This is a genomic window from Sulfuricurvum sp., assembly GCF_028710345.1.
In the GTDB taxonomy this organism is placed as follows: Bacteria; Campylobacterota; Campylobacteria; order Campylobacterales; family Sulfurimonadaceae; genus Sulfuricurvum.
Map to the genome: position 1 here is coordinate 366,339 of NZ_JAQTUH010000002.1, position 17,554 is coordinate 383,892.

Here is a 17,554-nt window from a genome sequence, read left to right on the forward strand (position 1 = left end):
TCAGATAAAGAGTAAAGGAATGGGCTTATTGTTTAATATTGATTTAAATTCTCAAATTCTTGAACCCAAAAAAGGGTTCATTCTAAAAACTTATAAGGAATCGATGACCCGTTGTAATTCATCGGGTTTGTTAGAGTATTGCATTGCGGTATCTTTACTGATCAATTTTTTACGTAAGAATTCAACAATCTCTTGAGTTTGAGTGGTCATCCCAGTTACTTGTTGATTCAGTTGCATTTGAGAGTACATTTGGTGTACTTTATCTTCACGAATCAAGTTGGCGATTGCCGGATTGGTAATCATTACCTCTTGTGCTGCAATACGTCCTCCCCCAATTTTAGGGAGGAGCGCTTGAGAGATAACGGCAACCAAAGAGGTTGAGAGCTGTGCTCGAACTTGTGGTTGCTCTTCACCGCTAAAGACGTCAATGATACGGTTAATGGTACCGGGCGCTGAATTGGTATGGAGGGTTCCAAAAACCAAGTGCCCGGTTTCAGCGGCGGTAAGGGCAGCAGAGATCGTTTCACGATCACGCATCTCCCCAATCAAAATAACGTCAGGGTCTTGTCGGAGTGCGTATTTAAGTGCGGCGGAGAAGCTCTTCGTATCTGTTCCGATATTACGGTGTGAGAAAAGCGATTTTTTGTTTTGATGGACAAACTCAACGGGATCTTCGACGGTGATAATATGACGCGCTTCATTGAGATTAACTTCATTAAGCATTGCAGCAAGTGTGGTCGATTTACCGCTTCCGGTAGGTCCTGTTACAAGGATAAGCCCTTTTTCTCTTTTAATGAGTTCTTTAAATATTTTTTTTGCATTTAAATCATCCAAAGAGGGGATGGTAGTAGGAATGATACGAAAGGCACAAGCGATATCATCCATCGTTTTATAGTAGTTGGCACGGAAGCGACCTACATCGGGAATAACGATTGAGAAGTCGAGTTCATTATTCTCCTCAAATGCTTTTTTTTGTTTTTCAGTTAAGAGTGAATACGCCATCTCTTCAATTTGCTTTCCGTCCATAATAGGTAAATTGAGGGCAACAAGACGTCCGTCAATACGAATTTGAGGCTCAGAACGGCTAACCAAGTGCAAATCAGATGATTTGTAGGCAACAACACTTTTAAGCAGTTTATGAATATCTAGGGATTGACTCATGGTAAAAATAGTCCTTCATATTGAGTTTGATTAAAACCGATTATAACATTTGAGCCGTATTCTATCACAGGACGTTTAATAAGTCGATTTTCTTTTGTCATCCACTCAATTTTATCGTTGTTACTGAGATCTAACGATTTTAAATCAAGGTTCTTATAGGTTGTCCCTTTTGTGTTGAGCAAAAGTGAAAGGTCACTTTTATCACACCATTCAGAGATTTTTTTCGAATCTACGGGGGTAGTTTTGAAATCAACAAATGTATATTCAATTTTATGTGTGGTTAAAAAGGTGAGTGCCTTTTTGACGCTACCGCAGTTTTTAATACCGTAAACAGTTACCATGATAATTACTCAATAATCTTAGGGACGATAAAAAAATGATCTTGTGAATGGGGTGTATGGTTTAAGATGTCGTCATTAATTTGACGATTTACTCTCCGGATATCATCGCGTAGATGGGTTGAGCTAGTATCCATCGAGAAAGTCGGGTTAACACCATCGGTAGAGAGTTCGGAAAGATTATCCACAAATGAGACGATTTCGGACATTTGAGCAATCATCTCTGAACGATTTTCAGCCGGTATTTCTAAAAATGAGAGTTTTTCAAGACGTTGTAAAAGTGTTTCATCAATATGCATACTTTGAACCTAGTGAGGGAAATTTATTCTCTTATTGTAGCGAAAAATAGTTCTTATTATGAAAAATTAACAACTCTTGAGTTATCATTATCATCAAATAGATCAATTATGATTATCCACAGGAGCCCTTTTGAGCCTTAAAGAGAATATACAAGCTCTCCAAACTGAGCTAAGTTCGGAAGAAAAATTTTTTGAAAGTGCCGTGAAAACGGAACGTTTTGTTAAAAAATACCAAAAACCATTGATAGCATCATTGTTAGCTTTGGTATTTGGTTTAGGTGGATATGCAGGTTATGAAGCATACGAAAAGGCAAAAATGGAGAAAGCCAATAGTGCTCTTAATCTTTTATTGATGAATCCTAGTGATTCAAAAGCTAAGCAAGAGCTTGCTAATAACTCCCAACCGTTATATGAACTTTATACATTGTCACAAGCCCTTAAAAATAACGATCTTAAAGTGTTAAGTACACTAAAAAGCTCTAAATCAGGGGAAGTAGCTGATATTGCTACCTATGAAAGTGCGATAATTAGTAAAAATGAGAAAGAGTTGGGAACTTATAGCAAAAAGCAAGATGCGATTTACGGTGATTTAGCAACGATTGAATTGGCGGTAAAAGATATACAAGCAGGTAATGCTTCTAATGCCCATACATCCTTGTCAAGAATTAAAGAAGATTCATCACTCTATCCTTTGGCTCAAATGTTGAGCCATTATGGTGTGAAATAATGAGATATCTTTTTCCTTTAGCCTTGTTAGGGATACTTTTTCTTCAAGGGTGTTCACAAAAAGAGGTATTTAAACCAGAAAATCTAAAAGGGGAATGGCGTAGTAGTGGACATTTGAGTTCACCTATCAGCAATGTCTCACTCAAAGCGGCTGTTTTAGAAAACCGAAATCTTTTGACCAAAGAGGGTGAAAAAAAATTAAAAATTCCGGAAGGATTTCGTTTTATCACTATAAATGATGGTTGGATTATTACTCAAAACAGTCTCAATAATTTAGAATTAATTCCTGAAGACGGTGTTAGTGAGCATGTTACAATCGAGCTAAAACGTTCTGTTGCAGCAGCTAATATCGAAGGGGATGTAATAGCAATTTTGTTTGCCAATAATGAGATGGCATTGTATTCATTACAAAGCAAAAAATTAACTTTTAAAGAGAGTTCAAATGCTCCGATAGCTGTGGATGAACGGATTGTTAACCCTTATTTCTTAAAAGATTTAGTTGTTTTCTCAACATTGGACGGAAAAATTGTCATTGTTAATTCAACAGAAAAAAAGATGCTTAGATCAATTGTTGTTGGTTCAGAAGAGTATTTTAACAATGTAACTTATCTTAATGTTATAGAGAACAATATGGTTGCATCTACCGGTAATACGGTTCTAGCCCTTTCTCAAAAAGAGAATCGTGAAAAATACGAAGTGCGTGATATTGCTTATAGTGATGATGGAATATGGTTGACGACAAAGCAAGGTGAAGTTGTAGCACTTACTTCAACATTGCAATTCAAAGGGAAGAAAAAATTCCCTTTTGCCCATTTTGTAGGGATTTCGGTTCAAAAAGATCATGTTTATGTTGTAGAGCAGGGGGGATATTTAATTGCGTTAAGCAAAGACTTACTCACCTATGATGTGTATGACATTGATATGAAGCATGAGAGCGTATTCGCTGGAGAGGGAAGATTTTATTTTGGCGATCGTTACATTGATGTAAAATAAATGTCATCTGCCGTTGAAGCTTTTTGTGAATATATAACCATTGTCAAATCCCTGAGTCCTAATACAATTGAAGCGTACCGTCATGATCTCGATGAAATTGAGAGATTGACACAGCGTCCTTTGGTGGAGTTGGATACGGCTATGATTGTGAATGTTTTAATGAAGATTGAGAATAAGCGAACGCTCAATCGAAAGTTATCCTCTGTAAACTCTTTTTTAGACTTTTGTTATAAAAGCCATTTTGATGCCAAACTCTCTAAATTTCGTCTTTCCAAACTTCCGCAAACACTTCCAAAATATTTACCGTTTGAATCGATTATGGGTGGATTAAATAGTATAGACAAATCCGATTGGTTAGGATTGCGTGATTATGCATTAATACTTTTTCTCTATGCCACAGGGACGCGTATCAGTGAGTGTTTGGGGATTCATGAAGAGGATATTGAAGGGGAGTGGTTACGTGTGCGCCACGGTAAAGGGGATAAAGAGCGCTATATCCCTATTGCGCATGAGGCACTTAAAGCGCTAAGAGCATATCGAGATGCATGCCCCTATGTTAAACGCTCTTTATGGCTCAATTACCGTTTTGAGCCTTTAAGCCGTATCTCGGTATTTAAAATTACCCAAAAGTATCTTGGTGTTTCTCCCCATGCGCTTCGACACTCTTATGCAACGGGTCTGATATTGGGTGGAGCTGATTTACGGGTAGTACAAGAGCTTTTGGGGCACGCTTCATTAGTCACGACTCAGATATATACCCATGTGCAGAAGTATAATCTTCAGGAGACGGTATTGAAATATCATCCGATGGCAGATGCTATGAGAGAGGAGAAAGTATGATTTGTTGTGATATAGGCAACACAACCGCTGATATTTATGAAAAAGATGTGTGTCGAAAAGTTCTACTTTCGGAATTCAAACCTGAAGTGTTCATTGGTGAAGTGTGGTATGTTAATGTCAACCAAAGTATTCAAGACCAACTCGAAACTTTACCGAATTGGTATAATATAGAACTTTTGGTGGAGAGAGAGAAATATTACTCCACCATGGGGTTAGACCGTATTATGGTGTGTGAAGCGATAGATGATGGTGTGATAGTGGATGCCGGGAGTGCCATTACGGTAGATGTAATGCAAGGTGGTGTGTATCAGGGGGGATTTATTGCATTAGGTCTTCGTGCAGCGCAAGAGGCATATGCTAAACTCTCTCCCGCATTGGATATGTCATTTAACTTTGAGGTAGATTTGGCTAAAATGGCGAAAAATACCCCTGATGCACTCAGTATCGGTTTTTTAGCCCCTTTAATCGAAAAGATTGAGGGTTTAGGAAAACCCATTTATGTGAGCGGCGGAGATGCACGGCTGTTGTCTCGTTTCTTTAGGGAGGCAAAAGTGGATGAAAATTTGATTTTCACAGGGATGAAGAAGTTGATAGATAAAGGGGCTAAATGCTAAGTGTTGCACTTCCTAAGGGGCGAATTGCCGAAGATACGTTAGAGATATTTGAAACAATCTTTGGAAGCAGTTTTAAATTTGATGATCGCAAATTGATTTTGCAAACGGAAAATTTTAAATTTTTATTGGTACGTAATCAGGACGTCGCTACCTATGTCTATCATCAAGCCGCTGATATCGGTGTTGTCGGTCTCGATACGCTCGAAGAGCAGGGGTTGGACGTTATACGGTTACTGGATTTGCAAAAAGGGAAATGCCGTGTCGCTATCGGGATGCGTGCAGGTGAAAAACCCGATTTTACCAAAAGCGAAATCAAGGTAGCGACGAAGATGGTGAACATCACCAAACGCTATTTTGCTGAGCGTGCAGTGGCCGCTGATATTATCAAACTTTACGGTTCCATTGAGTTGGCTCCTCTCGTGGGATTAGCCGATATGATCGTTGATGTGGTGGAAACGGGGAGTACGATGAAGCAAAACGGGTTGGAAGTGGTAGAGACGATTATGGAATCGACCACTCACCTGATTGCCAATAAAAACAGTTTTTTTGAAAAAAAATCTGAAATTTTAGATATTTATGAAAAAATAAATACCCTTCTTTATCCTCAATAATTATAATTACCATTTTTTAATAGAATCTCGTGAGAGATTTTATTCTTCTTATCCCTTTTTTATCCGTTTTTTGTTACACTACCTCATTATATAGTCACTATTTAGGAGATACAATGGCACTTAAAGTCGCAATCAACGGAACTGGACGTATAGGACTTATTGTTGCAAAAATTATTGCTTCACGTACTGATATTGAATTAGTAGCACTTAATACGACTGCTAAACCTGATATGTTGGTCTATTTGTTGAAATATGATAGTGTTCATCAAGGTATTGATGCACGCATTATTGATGAAAATACGATTGAAATTGGCGGGAAAGCGGTACGTATGTTTAGTGACCGTAATCTTGATAATGTTGATTTTGGTGGAGCGGGTGCTGAGGTAGTCATTGAATGTACCGGTGTCTTTTTGGATCAAGTGAGCTGTCAAAAATATCTTAGAAATGGTGTTCGTAAAGTTGTTATGTCTGCTCCGGCAAAAGATGATTCACCTACCTACGTTATTGGTGTTAATTCAAACGACTACAAAGGGGAAGAGATTATCTCGAATGCGAGCTGTACAACCAACTGTTTAGGACCGATTTGTAAAGTTCTTGATGATGCGTTTGGAATTGAAAACGGTTTGATGACGACTATTCATTCATATACGAATGATCAAAATATTTTGGATGTTAAGCATTCAAAAGATCCTCGTCGTGCGCGTGCGGCTGCGATGAATATGATTCCTACTTCGACGGGTGCTGCTAAAGCAATCGGTAAAGTTATGCCACATCTTTTAGGTAAGCTGAATGGTTATGCGATGCGTGTACCGACTCCGGATGTCTCTGTTGTTGATTTGACAGTTAATCTTAAGAAAGAGGTTACTAAAGAGGATATCCATGCAGCATTTAATGCAGCAGCAGCAGGACCGTTCAAAGGATTACTTGAAGTGGATAACGACAAACGTGTTTCCACTGATTTTGTAGGGTCTACGTACAGTTCAACGTATGTTCCGGATATGACGAGTGTCGTCGATGGAAAAACAGTTAAAGTATTGGCATGGTATGACAATGAGTGGGGATACAGTAGCCGTTTGGTTGATATGTGCGTATTGGTTGGAAATCATCAATAATCTCTCTTTAAATCTTTAGTATCTTATCTGATACTAAAGATGAAACTCTATTAATTAGCGATTGCTAAAGCAATTTCAGACTCTTTAATAAGTTCATCCATATTATGGAAAAGTTCATCACTTGCTTTTTCCATTGCTACAAAATTTTGAATTATTTCATTTTTATGTTCAGTTGAATGATCTTCATTTTCAACAAATTTTATATTCTCAAGAGCATATTTATGGACCATTTCATGAGGAATAGCCATCGCTTTGTAATGCTCAAGATGAGCAAAACGCTCTTTTCCCGCGCCGTTATAATACCATTGACCTAATCTACAAGCATTATGGTTGGTTGGTTTCCATTTTTTTATTCCTCCATTAATTACGGTAATAAAGGCATTGGATTTATACATAATATGATCAATTTTTGCTAATGTAATAAAGGTGGTGTTTTCAATAATAGTTGCTTGTTGTGCTGTAGAAATAGCATCTTTGTTAAAGTTTTGAAGTGTAGAATGAAACGATGCAATCGATTGACTCGATTGTGACGCGATATCATTCATGGACTCAGAATTGGAATAAATTTCAGTTGTCTCTTGTAAGAGTGTTTGAACAGCTATTGCTATCTCACCGGTTGCCTTTTGGGTTCGTTCTGCCAGTTTGCGCACTTCATCGGCAACAACAGCAAATCCGCGTCCATGCTCACCGGCACGTGCCGCTTCGATAGCAGCATTAAGTGCTAAAAGGTTTGTTTGATCGGCAATATCTTTTATTAGATTGACAACAGAGGTGATTTCACTTGTTTTATTATTGAGTGATTGAATCGCATCGGCTGATGTTTGAACTAATTCAATAAGATGATTCAATCGCCCAATAATGTTTTCAAGCTCATTGAGCGTATCGGATGAACGTGTTGAGGTTAAATGGGATATTTTGGTAATATTCCCTAAACGAATAATCGTTTTTTGCAAGTCTCCTTGGATAACTTCTAAGCCACCGCTGACTCCTGAACCAATCTGACCAAGTTCGGCATTTAAAACAGATTTTTGCATGTGCACATAGGTTATATGCATAGATTGAATAGCTTTGTTAACGTAGTTGCTTGCCTCTTTAAATTCACCATGTAATCCTTGTGTAAGGATAGTACGATGATATTTGTCACGGCTTGCAGAATCTACACTCGCACGTATTTCACGGATAAAGACCTCTGTTTGATCAAGCATATTATTGGTATTCCAGCATAAGGCTTTGAGCTCCCCATGATCATCAATGTGAGTAATACGATTTTCAAGATACCCTTTTTCTGCCCCTTGAATCACCAAAGCAACTTCATTAATGGTTTTTTGGGTATGCCGGATGTTGATAAAGATAAACCATGCTAGGAAAAAATTGAAAAAATTAAGGAGACGTATCCAGTTCCATCCATCAAGTATGGTTTCGAGTACAAGTGCAACAACGAAAAGTGCTATGGATGCTATATTGGCATATTGGACTTTAGAGAGAGAGGATAAATTCGTCATAAGTGAGTCCTTTGTCTTTTAATACTTGAAATAGTAGTGCTTCTGAAGCGTTGATGCCTTCACTTTTTTCTTTTTGAAGGAGCGTAGCATAGAGGGGTTTAATAACATTTAATGCTTTTGCAGAAGGCTTGCGACGTACAGAGTGATAATTGCAGATACGGCGATTACTATCAAAAGAGGGGGTAACATGAGCAAAAACCCAATAGTAGTCACCATTTTTATTTTTATTTTTGACATAAGCGAATATCTCATTGCCTGCTTGTATCTCTTTCCATAAAAGCTTAAAAACAATGGCTGGCATGTCAGAATGACGGAGAATATTATGGGGTTGGTTAATCAGTTCAGCTTCATCATATCCTGATATTTTAATAAATAGGGCATTTCCATAGGTAATTTTCCCTTTTAAATCCGTTTTGGAGACAATAAACTCTTCTTCGCCAAAGGTTAGTTCTTGATTTGCCATATATATTACTCCTAATTATAGAAAGTTAGTGTTAGTCTAGCAACCATATCCTGAAAACTTTCCCTTTTATCGGTCGTTTTTGAAGTTTTGTATGTACATTCTTTGCTAATGAGCGGGGAACCGCAACATAACTAAGATGATCGAGTTGATCGATCTTCCCAATTTGCACATTTTCAAGCCCTCCCTCATGAATCATCGCACCGACAATATCGCCTGCACGCAGTTTCTCTTTTTTCCCTGCATCAATACAGATGGTTTGCATTGGTGTGGATAATTCAAAGTCATTGATAAGTCGAGGAAGTTCTTGCAACACTATATTTCGCGCTAAACCTAAAAATGAATCACCTTGATGTGGACTCACGAGAGTGATAGCCATACCATTTTTTCCTGCACGTCCGGTTCGTCCGATTCGATGGATATAACGATCAAGCTGTTGAGGAACATCATAGTTAATAATAACATCAAGCCCTTCGATATCGATACCGCGACCTGCCACATCGGTGGCTACGAGAAAAGGGGCACTTCCGTTTCGAAATTGGATAATGGCTTCATTTCGATCAAACTGTTCCATGTCTCCATGAAGAGCAATAGCATGTATGCCGGCATAACGGAGTGTTTCACACAGTTCTGAGGCTACAACCTTGGTATTGCAAAATATGATGGCATTGGTAATGTTATGATGTTGGATGAGGGTATTGAGTGCTAACGTTTTATCGCTGACAACGTAGGCTATCTCATCAATATCGGGTTTTATCTCCGTCGTGTGTGTTTTAATAAATAACGGATTATGGGTGAGCTTTGAGGTGAGCTCTTTGATCGACTCAGGATAGGTGGCTGAGAATAACAGTGTTTGTTTTTGAGCAGGTAGATAGGTAAATATCTCTTCTATATCGTCGATAAAACCCATATCTACCATTTGGTCAGCTTCATCTAAAACAGAAGTTTTACAATGTTTTAAATCTAAAGCATCGATTTGGAGAAGTTTGAGTACCCGTCCGGGAGTTCCAACGATGATGTGTGCACCGTGCGTGAGAGAGTGTTTTTGCCCTTTCATAGGGACACCGCCACAGAGGGTAAGGAGTTTGATATTACCGATTTCACTGGCACATGAGCGGATTACTTTTGCCACTTGTTCTGCAAGTTCACGGGTAGGGCACAATACGAGAGATTGGGCAGCAAAAAATTTAGGATTAATATTTTGTAAAAGTCCCAATGCAAACGCAAGTGTTTTACCGCTTCCGGTAGAGGCTTGCGCAACAATATCTTTCCCTTCTAAAATACTAGGGAGTGATTGCTCTTGAATTGGGGTCATAGTGGTGAAATTTAGCCGTTTAAGCGCTGTTTGTAATGGTGATTGAAGAGGTAGTGTAGTAAAAGAGGACATAATGTTGCTTTAGTATGTAGATGTCTAATTATAGCGTAGTTACTACTATCTTGAAGTTGTAAGGGTAAAAACTGGAACTGACACTTTAGTGTCGGAAAGTAGAGGCGGGACTAATACCCTAGGGGCAGACCCAGTCCCACTTCCAAGAGGAGGGGCGGATTATACCGCTTTAATAGTAACGCCGTATTTCTCTTCAGCTACATTACGCGCTTGAAGTGAGTAGGAAGTAATCTCGTTAAAGTTGAGATATTTATAGACTTGATCCGCTTTTCCTGCTAATTTTTCAGGAACGATGCTCATATATTCAGTTACCGTTGGGATACGTCCAAGTTTAGCACATACTGATGCAAGCTCAGCACTTCCGAGATAGACTTGTGTCCCTTTTCCTAAACGGTTGTCAAAGTTACGAGTAGAGGTAGAGAATACGGTTGAACCCTCACGTGAGCTCGCTTGGTTCCCCATACAGAGTGAACATCCCGGAACTTCGGTTGTAGCCGCAATCGCTTTATACACGTCGTAGTATCCTTCGTTGATGAGTTGTTGCTCATCCATACGGGTCGGTGGTACGATCCAGAATTTCTCAACGGCAATTTTACCCTCGCCGCGCATCACTTCACCCGCCGCGCGGTAGTGACCGATGTTGGTCATACAGCTGCCGAGGAATACTTCGTTGATTTCAGTTCCTGCAACATCGCTGAGCAATTTAACATTATCAGGATCGTTTGGACATGCCAAAATCGGCTCTTTAACGTCGTTAAGGTCGATTTCGATGATTGCCGCGTACTCTGCGTCTGCATCTGGCTCCATCAATGTCGGAGCAACCAGCCACTCTTTCATTTTGTCCGCACGACGTTGTAGTGTACGAGCATCTTCGTAGCCATCAGCTACCATCGCTTCGATCAACGTTACGTTTGATTTTAGGTATTCGATAACCGGTTCTTTGTTCAAACGAACGGTACATGCCGCCGCAGAGCGCTCAGCCGATGCATCGGAGAGTTCGAACGCTTGTTCTACTTTCATATTTGGCAACCCTTCGATTTCCAATACACGTCCGTTGAAGATATTTTTCTTGCCCTTCTTCTCAACAGTCAAAAGACCTGCTTTGATTGCATAATAAGGGATTGCATTAACCAAGTCACGCAATGTGATACCAGGTTGCATTTCACCTTTGAAACGAACCAAAACCGATTCTGGCATTTCAAGAGGCATTGCACCCGTAACACCCGCAAATGCTACGAGACCTGACCCCGCAGGGAAACTCACACCGATTGGGAAACGGGTATGGCTATCACCACCTGTTCCAACCGTATCAGGGAGAACCATACGGTTCAACCATGAGTGGATAACACCATCCGCAGGGCGAAGAGCGACACCGCTGCGTGAGCTGATGAATGACGGAAGCGTTGCGTGCAATTTCACATCGGATGGTTTCGGGTATGCGGCTGTATGACAAAATGATTGAAGAACGAAATCCGCTGAGAAGCCAAGAGCGGAGAGCTCTTTGATCTCATCACGTGTCATTGGTCCTGTGGTGTCTTGGCTCCCTACGGTACTAGTGATCGGCTCACAGTACATACCTGGGCGAACACCCTCCATACCACATGCCTTACCGACCATTTTTTGCGCAAGGGTGTAGCCTTTGCCTGTATCGGCAGGTTGGATAGGAGTTGCGAAAATGGTAGCAGGTGCCAGTCCAAGAGCCGTGCGTGCTTTAGCCGTCAAACCGCGTCCGATGATGAGTGGGATACGTCCACCAGCACGTACTTCGTCTTCGATAGTATTTGGACGAAGGCTAAAGGAAGCGATTACAGCATCATTTTTAGTGATAGTTCCCGCTTTTGTATCGATATCAAGTACATCGCCTGTCTCCATTTGCGATACATCGGCTTCGATAGGGAGTGCGCCGGAATCTTCACACGTTGCAAAGAAGATCGGAGCAATGATGCTACCGATAACAACTCCACCCGTACGTTTGTTCGGGATACCTGGGATATCATCACCCATGTGCCATTGAACGGAGTTTGCCGCTGATTTACGACTAGAACCAGTACCAACAACGTCACCGACATAGGCAATTTGCATCCCTTTTTCTTTCAACTCAGCGATTTTAGCGATACCTTCCGGCATTTTAGCGCTAAGCATAGTAGTTGCGTGAAGCGGGATGTCAGAGCGGGTAAACGCGGCACTCGCAGGAGAGAGGTCATCGGTGTTGGTTTCTCCTGGGAATTTGAACACTACAACGCTGAATTTTTCCGCCAAAGTTTTTTTGCTCGTAAACCACTCAGCATCTGCCCATGATTGAAGAACGTCCATAGCATAGCTGTTGGTTTTTGAAAGCTCAACAATGTCATTGAACGCATCGTACACCAAAAGTGTATGTTTGAGTTCATGTGCCGCTTCGTTAGCGATAGCATCGTTACTTAGAGCATCGATAAGAGGTTTGACGTTATAACCACCCACCATTTTACCGAGGATTTTGATTGCCGCTTTTTTGTGATCATTGCTGTTGATGTCGCTGTTGTCTGCCAAGAAAGCTTTTACTTCCCCTTGGACGATTTGATGCAAAAATGCCGCTTTAACGTGAGCACCGTCATCAACACCCGGATTGACACGTTCTGCCAACATAGTGACCAATTCGTCGTTTTTAGAGCTTTCTGCCGTGATCAGTGTTACCAACTCGGTAACTTGCTCTTTTGTAAGTGGGAATGGTGGGATTCCTTGTGCTGCGCGTTCCGCTACGTGTGCTTTGTATTCGTCCATAAAAGCCATAGTGACTCCTGTGCCAGTTAATTTTAAGTGATTATATCAGAAAGGGGGGAGTGATTTTTTACAGTGTTACAAAAGTAAACACTAATTTATTGTTATTAGTGAAATGGTGAGTAAAATTGAAACATATTTCAATCTACTCGAAAATTATTTCACGGTTTCCTTTTGCATTAGGGGGCGAGAGTATTCCGTTTTGTTCCAATTGCTCGATCAGAGTGGCAGAACGGTTGTAACCGATTTGCAATCGCCGTTGCAGGTAACTGATCGATGTTTTTTGTTCCGTAAGTATGATATTTTTTGCCTCTTCATAGAGCTCATCGAGAGGTTTATCGTTCTCTTCACCACTCCCATTTTTGACAATATCAGTTTTGTCTCTTAAAAATCGGCGGTCATAATCAGGTTCGCGTTGTGCCTTGATAAAGTTAACAATTTTTTCGATTTCCGATTCACTACTCCATGGCGCATGGAGGCGCACTAAACCACTCATTCCAGGAGGGGTAAAGAGCATATCACCACGACCGAGAAGCGATTCGGCACCCATGCCGTCAAGGATGATTTTACTGTCGATTTTTTGTCCCACTTTATAGCTGATGCGTGAGGGGAGGTTGGCTTTGATAAGCCCTGTAACCACATCGACACTTGGTCGTTGCGTGGCAACGATGAGATGGATACCGCTTGCTCGCGCCATTTGTGCAAGTCGCGCAATAGAATACTCTACATCCTTACCGCTGGTCATCATTAAATCGGCAAGTTCATCGATAATAACGACGATATAAGGGAGTTGTTCACCTTTTTCGGCTTTCATTTTTTCATTAAAATTTTCGATGTTTTTGGTACGGGTTTCAGACATCAATTGATAACGGCGTTCCATCTCATAGACCATGTTGTTGAGTGCTGAAATTGCCTCTTTGGGCTTAGTAATAACAGGGGTGAGTAGATGCGGTATATCGTTATAGACAGAAAACTCCAACATTTTTGGATCGATCATGAGTAGTCTAAGCTGATCGGGGGAATTTTTATACAAAAGACTCAAAATCATCGCATTAATACCGACACTCTTACCGCTTCCTGTTGTTCCTGCTATGAGAAGATGAGGGAGCTTTTTGAGATCGGTGATAAAAGGTTTACCGACGATATCTTTTCCTAAAACAAGGGTAAGCGGGGACGCTGCTTCTTGGAAAAGTTTACTCTCAAAAATATCGCGTAGATAGATGGTTTCGACGGTTTTGTTCGGAATTTCGATACCGACAACATCTTTTCCCGGAATAGGGGCTTGGATACGGATGGTTTGTGCACGAAGAGCCATGGCTAAATCATCTTGGAGTCCGAGAATCTTGGAGACTTTGATATTTGCGGCAGGTTTAAATTCAAACGTAGAGACAACAGGACCTGCATAGGTGCGGACAACGTCACCGTCGATATTAAAATGGGCAAGTTTTTCAATCAAATCCCGAATTTTATCATCCAATTCGCTCTCATCGACAACGTTTTGTTTTTTGGGTGGGTATTGTAAAAAATCGGTTGGTGGGAGTTTGAAATTTTTTGGTTTTTCGCTCACACCTTTGTCTATTTGTTCGAGCAAAATTTTATTCTCTTCGAGCTCATCCACAACTAATGCATGTTGTTTAGACTCTTTTACCTTTTTTGCCATACTTAAAATGGTTGATTCTTTTACTGCTGGCTCTATTTCAGATATCTCTGCCGGTACACCCTTTATTTCTACAATAGCTTCTTGTTTCTCAGGGACAAAAGTTGCTTGAACGGGTTGTGTCGGCATATCATTAGATGGATTAATGTCGAAAGTGGGGAGGGTATAAGAGGGTGCATCTTCATAATCACTTTCAAAAGAGTCATCATAGGTTTCTATTTTTTCATTATGGATTATTTTTGATGGTTTAGGGGTAGCAAGAGGCTTTGCCATATACTCTTTAAACGGACGAAGAAGCTCACCAATCGATTCTTCGAGGACAATGACCATAGAGACAGCCACAAGCATTAACCATAGTATCCATAATCCAAAACTGCCGATATAAACACCTAAAAAATCGACAATAGAACCTACTGCACTACCTCGATATTCTCCATCCACAACCATCGCTTGAAAAAAGAGGAGGGTAAATAAAAGGAGAGTAAATATCCCTCCCATCTCAAGACGATATGCTAAATTACTACTCCCTTTATAAAAATAAAAAAGAGGAACCATTAATAACAAAAGATACATGTACGCGACGTAACCAAAAACATAGATATTATTTTGTGCAAATGTCGCACCGTAAGCACCGATAATTGCGGGGTCTGAAATTACAGTAGCCAAGCCTAAATAAAACAGTATGCCAAAACTGCCAATGAAAAGTATATCGCGTAAAATGGAAGATCCTTGTAAATATAAAAAGTGTATAAATTATAGCTAAAAAAGAGAGACAGCCCTCTTTTTTATTGCATTTTGCTATAAATAATTGACAAGTGAGAGTTTAGAAACTTTCGATATTGTCGAGAGCATTGCTTGATAGCTGAGAGAAAGTTGTTGTAATTTTAATTGTGATTCGGCAATATCAGTGTCAATTACATCGGAGCGCAGCATTTTTGTACTTGTAATCAAGAGGTCACTGCGATCACTGGATGATTGTAATACTTGTGAATATGATCCTGATTCAGTTTGCAGGCGACCTACATGATCATTTATATCATCAATCATTTGAATGGAATTTTGGATTCCAATATTGCGAGGATCGGTTGTATCAGATCCATTTGCACGTGTTTTACCCTCTTCAACAGATTTGATGATTTGATCAATTTGAGTAAAAAAGTCGTTTTTAGGATCACGAACTGTAAGGGCATTGTTAGCATTAAAGGTTAATGCACTACCAGTGGTTGTGGTGTAATCAGAAGATGTAGAGTCATAAATAGAGAGTGAAGCTTGTGTGGTAGCGTTGGTTTTATCTTTGAATGTAATTTTACCATCGTAACTTAGAGAAGTTGTCCCTAATGCATAAGATGCTTGCGTGGTAGACGCACCGGTAACGATTACATTGATTGCATCCATTACTTGTTGATAGGTAACGTCGTTTAAAGCAGTTGGATTTCCATTTTCATCCAGTAAATCTGTTGCAAGATTTAGATTTTGTGAAAATGCAGCACCAGTGATGGTCGTCCCTTCGAGATGAATAGTTGTGTTCGTCGAAAATGATCCAACATCTACAATTTTTGTTGCTGGGGTGGCATAAGTGTTATCTGATCTTACAATTTGAGCTACGTTAGAAAGGAGTTCAGCCCCTTTCTGTGTAAACTGAGTTTGATCATAATTGATCCCTTCTATTGTGTCGAGTGTGTTTGTAGGATTAAACCCGCTTTTGGTAAATTCTTTGACATAGAGTCCAGGGGTGGTTATCCCTGCTGTTTGAAAATCAGTTGAACCAGCTTGTAAGGTGGTAATGTCAGTTATAGCATTTGTTGCTGCCGTTCCTCCGCTAAAATCAATTGCCGCAACCATGTGAAAATCCAGTTTACTAGAACCCATAGTTTTATCACTTATCTCAATTTGACCATGTGGATTGAGTGTTACATTGACTTTATTCGTTCCATAGGTATTTGATATCTCTTTGAGTAAATCATCCATTGTATCTGTTGCTGTAAGTTGAATCTGTTTTTTGAATGTTGAGCCGTCAGTTTTCGATCCCTGAATATAAAAATAGGAATCGGAAGATGAATTAGCTACTGTATTTCCCATTAGATCGCCTATGCTATTTGCTGAAGTAATATAGGTGTTTTTGTCATTTTTATATAAATCTGTCAGATTAGGCTGCACAATATTGGTGGTGATAGTACGGTTAATTTTACTCTCTTCGCCTAAAAATAATTGCGCACCGGAAATATTGTATTTTTGTTTTACTCCTGAACCTAAAAATGCTAGTTGATCTTTGTTGTTTCCTTGATACACACCATGATCATCAATCGGTTTTTGTGAAGATGCGGTGCCAGAAAATAAATATTGACCACCGATAGAAGTGTTGGCTAGTGTCATTAAATGATTTTGTAGACCACGTAATTCTTTCGCTATAGCTTGAATACTTGCATCAGATTGTGTAGAATTAGCGGCATTGACGAGTTTTACTTTCATAGATTCCATGGTTTTAACGATATCACCAATAGTAGTATCTGTTTGTGTAGACATTTTAAATGCATTTTGTGCACTACTTTTTGTTTGTGTTAAAGTAGTGATTTCATCATCTAAACGAAGAGTATTGGTCGATATATTAGGATCTTCGTATGAATATTGAATTTTCTGTGTGGATGATATTTGTTTGTTAACATCAAAAAGCTGTTGATTTAGTTTATTGTTTTCGCCGTAAATATTATTATAGTATGATGAAGAGGTTACTCGCATGATATATCCCTTTAAACTATTCTTGGAACAGATAAAGCAATAAAAGTTCCACACTCTATTATCGGCAAAAGTAGAATTTCTATTAGTAATGTTACTTTTACATATTTTTAAGCAAAGTATCTCTATACTTCCACCTCTTCACAAGACATGCCAGTGTGGTGAAATGGTAGACACGCCGGATTCAAAATCCGGTGGCGCGAGTCGTGGCGGTTCGAGTCCGCCCACTGGTACCACCTCTCTATATAAATCCCCTTAAAACATCGTAAAATAGGCGCTTTGATAGCCACTTTAAGAATTCAAAAAATCAATCATTTCTACCCTATTTCTACCCTGAAAAATCTGCTTAGTAAATTTTACCTAT

15 protein-coding genes and 1 tRNA gene are annotated in these 17,554 nt (G+C 39.7%); 7 read left to right on the top strand and 9 right to left on the bottom strand.

Annotated features, from left to right (window positions below):
• Positions 1 to 90 precede the first annotated feature (90 nt).
• The 3 genes from PHC76_RS04340 to gatC are packed head-to-tail and all read right to left on the bottom strand — an operon-like array spanning position 91 to position 1,798.
• Positions 91 to 1,161, bottom strand: a complete 1,071-nt coding sequence (locus PHC76_RS04340) for a type IV pilus twitching motility protein PilT (protein ID WP_299971943.1) — start codon at positions 1,159 to 1,161, stop codon at positions 91 to 93.
• Entirely contained in the window at positions 1,158 to 1,502 is a 345-nt protein-coding gene (locus PHC76_RS04345; protein WP_299971946.1) for an arsenate reductase family protein, read from the bottom strand. The genes PHC76_RS04340 and PHC76_RS04345 overlap by 4 nt, the downstream gene beginning before the upstream one ends.
• Before the next feature lie 5 nt (positions 1,503 to 1,507).
• Positions 1,508 to 1,798, bottom strand: a complete 291-nt coding sequence (gene gatC, locus PHC76_RS04350) for an Asp-tRNA(Asn)/Glu-tRNA(Gln) amidotransferase subunit GatC (protein WP_299971948.1) — start codon at positions 1,796 to 1,798, stop codon at positions 1,508 to 1,510.
• 130 nt (positions 1,799 to 1,928) lie between these two features.
• Between gatC and PHC76_RS04355 the strand changes: the two genes are divergently transcribed.
• The 6 genes from PHC76_RS04355 (at position 1,929) to gap (ending at position 6,694) form a co-directional block, all read left to right on the top strand.
• Positions 1,929 to 2,525, top strand: a complete 597-nt coding sequence (locus tag PHC76_RS04355) for a hypothetical protein (protein ID WP_299971950.1) — start codon at positions 1,929 to 1,931, stop codon at positions 2,523 to 2,525.
• Positions 2,525 to 3,517 carry a hypothetical protein gene (locus PHC76_RS04360; RefSeq protein WP_299971952.1) on the top strand — a complete coding sequence of 331 codons (993 nt, stop codon included), beginning with the start codon at positions 2,525 to 2,527 and terminating at the stop codon, positions 3,515 to 3,517. The genes PHC76_RS04355 and PHC76_RS04360 overlap by 1 nt, the downstream gene beginning before the upstream one ends.
• Entirely contained in the window at positions 3,518 to 4,357 is an 840-nt protein-coding gene (locus PHC76_RS04365) for a tyrosine-type recombinase/integrase (RefSeq protein ID WP_299971954.1), read from the top strand. It abuts the gene before it with no gap.
• A complete protein-coding gene (locus PHC76_RS04370) occupies positions 4,354 to 4,971 on the top strand; it encodes a type III pantothenate kinase (RefSeq protein ID WP_299971956.1) in 618 nt (205 codons plus the stop codon). The genes PHC76_RS04365 and PHC76_RS04370 overlap by 4 nt, the downstream gene beginning before the upstream one ends.
• On the top strand, positions 4,965 to 5,582 hold the full coding sequence (hisG, locus tag PHC76_RS04375) for an ATP phosphoribosyltransferase (RefSeq protein WP_299971957.1): 618 nt from the start codon (positions 4,965 to 4,967) through the stop codon (positions 5,580 to 5,582). Before PHC76_RS04370 ends, hisG begins: the two co-directional genes overlap by 7 nt.
• Positions 5,583 to 5,695: 113 nt before the next feature.
• Positions 5,696 to 6,694 carry a type I glyceraldehyde-3-phosphate dehydrogenase gene (gap, locus tag PHC76_RS04380; RefSeq protein ID WP_299971959.1) on the top strand — a complete coding sequence of 333 codons (999 nt, stop codon included), beginning with the start codon at positions 5,696 to 5,698 and terminating at the stop codon, positions 6,692 to 6,694.
• Between the two features lie 50 nt (positions 6,695 to 6,744).
• Here the strand turns inward: gap and PHC76_RS04385 are convergent, their stop codons facing one another.
• The 6 genes from PHC76_RS04385 to PHC76_RS04410 all read right to left on the bottom strand — a co-directional run bounded on the left by PHC76_RS04385 (position 6,745) and on the right by PHC76_RS04410 (position 17,193).
• Positions 6,745 to 8,196: a methyl-accepting chemotaxis protein gene (locus PHC76_RS04385; protein ID WP_299971961.1), complete on the bottom strand. Its 1,452-nt coding sequence runs from the start codon at positions 8,194 to 8,196 to the stop codon at positions 6,745 to 6,747.
• Positions 8,171 to 8,659, bottom strand: a complete 489-nt coding sequence (locus tag PHC76_RS04390; RefSeq protein ID WP_299971963.1) for a PAS domain-containing protein — start codon at positions 8,657 to 8,659, stop codon at positions 8,171 to 8,173. Before PHC76_RS04390 ends, PHC76_RS04385 begins: the two co-directional genes overlap by 26 nt.
• Before the next feature lie 31 nt (positions 8,660 to 8,690).
• Positions 8,691 to 10,043 carry an ATP-dependent RNA helicase DbpA gene (gene dbpA, locus PHC76_RS04395; RefSeq protein ID WP_299971964.1) on the bottom strand — a complete coding sequence of 451 codons (1,353 nt, stop codon included), beginning with the start codon at positions 10,041 to 10,043 and terminating at the stop codon, positions 8,691 to 8,693.
• A gap of 159 nt (positions 10,044 to 10,202) precedes the next feature.
• Entirely contained in the window at positions 10,203 to 12,812 is a 2,610-nt protein-coding gene (gene acnB / locus PHC76_RS04400; protein ID WP_299971966.1) for a bifunctional aconitate hydratase 2/2-methylisocitrate dehydratase, read from the bottom strand.
• A 133-nt stretch (positions 12,813 to 12,945) separates the two neighbouring features.
• Positions 12,946 to 15,123 carry a DNA translocase FtsK gene (locus tag PHC76_RS04405; protein ID WP_300209821.1) on the bottom strand — a complete coding sequence of 726 codons (2,178 nt, stop codon included), beginning with the start codon at positions 15,121 to 15,123 and terminating at the stop codon, positions 12,946 to 12,948.
• Positions 15,124 to 15,255: 132 nt separating this feature from the next.
• Positions 15,256 to 17,193: a flagellar biosynthesis protein FlgL gene (locus tag PHC76_RS04410; RefSeq protein WP_299971969.1), complete on the bottom strand. Its 1,938-nt coding sequence runs from the start codon at positions 17,191 to 17,193 to the stop codon at positions 15,256 to 15,258.
• Positions 17,194 to 17,342: 149 nt separating this feature from the next.
• On the opposite strand from PHC76_RS04410, the gene PHC76_RS04415 reads away from it, so the two are divergent.
• Positions 17,343 to 17,426, top strand: a tRNA-Leu gene (locus tag PHC76_RS04415).
• The last annotated feature ends 128 nt before the right edge of the window (positions 17,427 to 17,554 follow it).

Coding starts and splice junctions, on each gene's coding strand:
- PHC76_RS04340 (WP_299971943.1), bottom strand. CDS start 1,161: ATGAGTCAATCCCTAGATATTCATAAACTGCTTAAAAGTGTTGTTGCC.
- PHC76_RS04345 (WP_299971946.1), bottom strand. CDS start 1,502: ATGGTAACTGTTTACGGTATTAAAAACTGCGGTAGCGTCAAAAAGGCA.
- gatC (WP_299971948.1), bottom strand. CDS start 1,798: ATGCATATTGATGAAACACTTTTACAACGTCTTGAAAAACTCTCATTT.
- PHC76_RS04360 (WP_299971952.1), top strand. CDS start 2,525: ATGAGATATCTTTTTCCTTTAGCCTTGTTAGGGATACTTTTTCTTCAA.
- PHC76_RS04365 (WP_299971954.1), top strand. CDS start 3,518: ATGTCATCTGCCGTTGAAGCTTTTTGTGAATATATAACCATTGTCAAA.
- PHC76_RS04370 (WP_299971956.1), top strand. CDS start 4,354: ATGATTTGTTGTGATATAGGCAACACAACCGCTGATATTTATGAAAAA.
- hisG (WP_299971957.1), top strand. CDS start 4,965: ATGCTAAGTGTTGCACTTCCTAAGGGGCGAATTGCCGAAGATACGTTA.
- gap (WP_299971959.1), top strand. CDS start 5,696: ATGGCACTTAAAGTCGCAATCAACGGAACTGGACGTATAGGACTTATT.
- PHC76_RS04385 (WP_299971961.1), bottom strand. CDS start 8,196: ATGACGAATTTATCCTCTCTCTCTAAAGTCCAATATGCCAATATAGCA.
- PHC76_RS04390 (WP_299971963.1), bottom strand. CDS start 8,659: ATGGCAAATCAAGAACTAACCTTTGGCGAAGAAGAGTTTATTGTCTCC.
- dbpA (WP_299971964.1), bottom strand. CDS start 10,043: ATGTCCTCTTTTACTACACTACCTCTTCAATCACCATTACAAACAGCG.
- acnB (WP_299971966.1), bottom strand. CDS start 12,812: ATGGCTTTTATGGACGAATACAAAGCACACGTAGCGGAACGCGCAGCA.
- PHC76_RS04410 (WP_299971969.1), bottom strand. CDS start 17,193: ATGCGAGTAACCTCTTCATCATACTATAATAATATTTACGGCGAAAAC.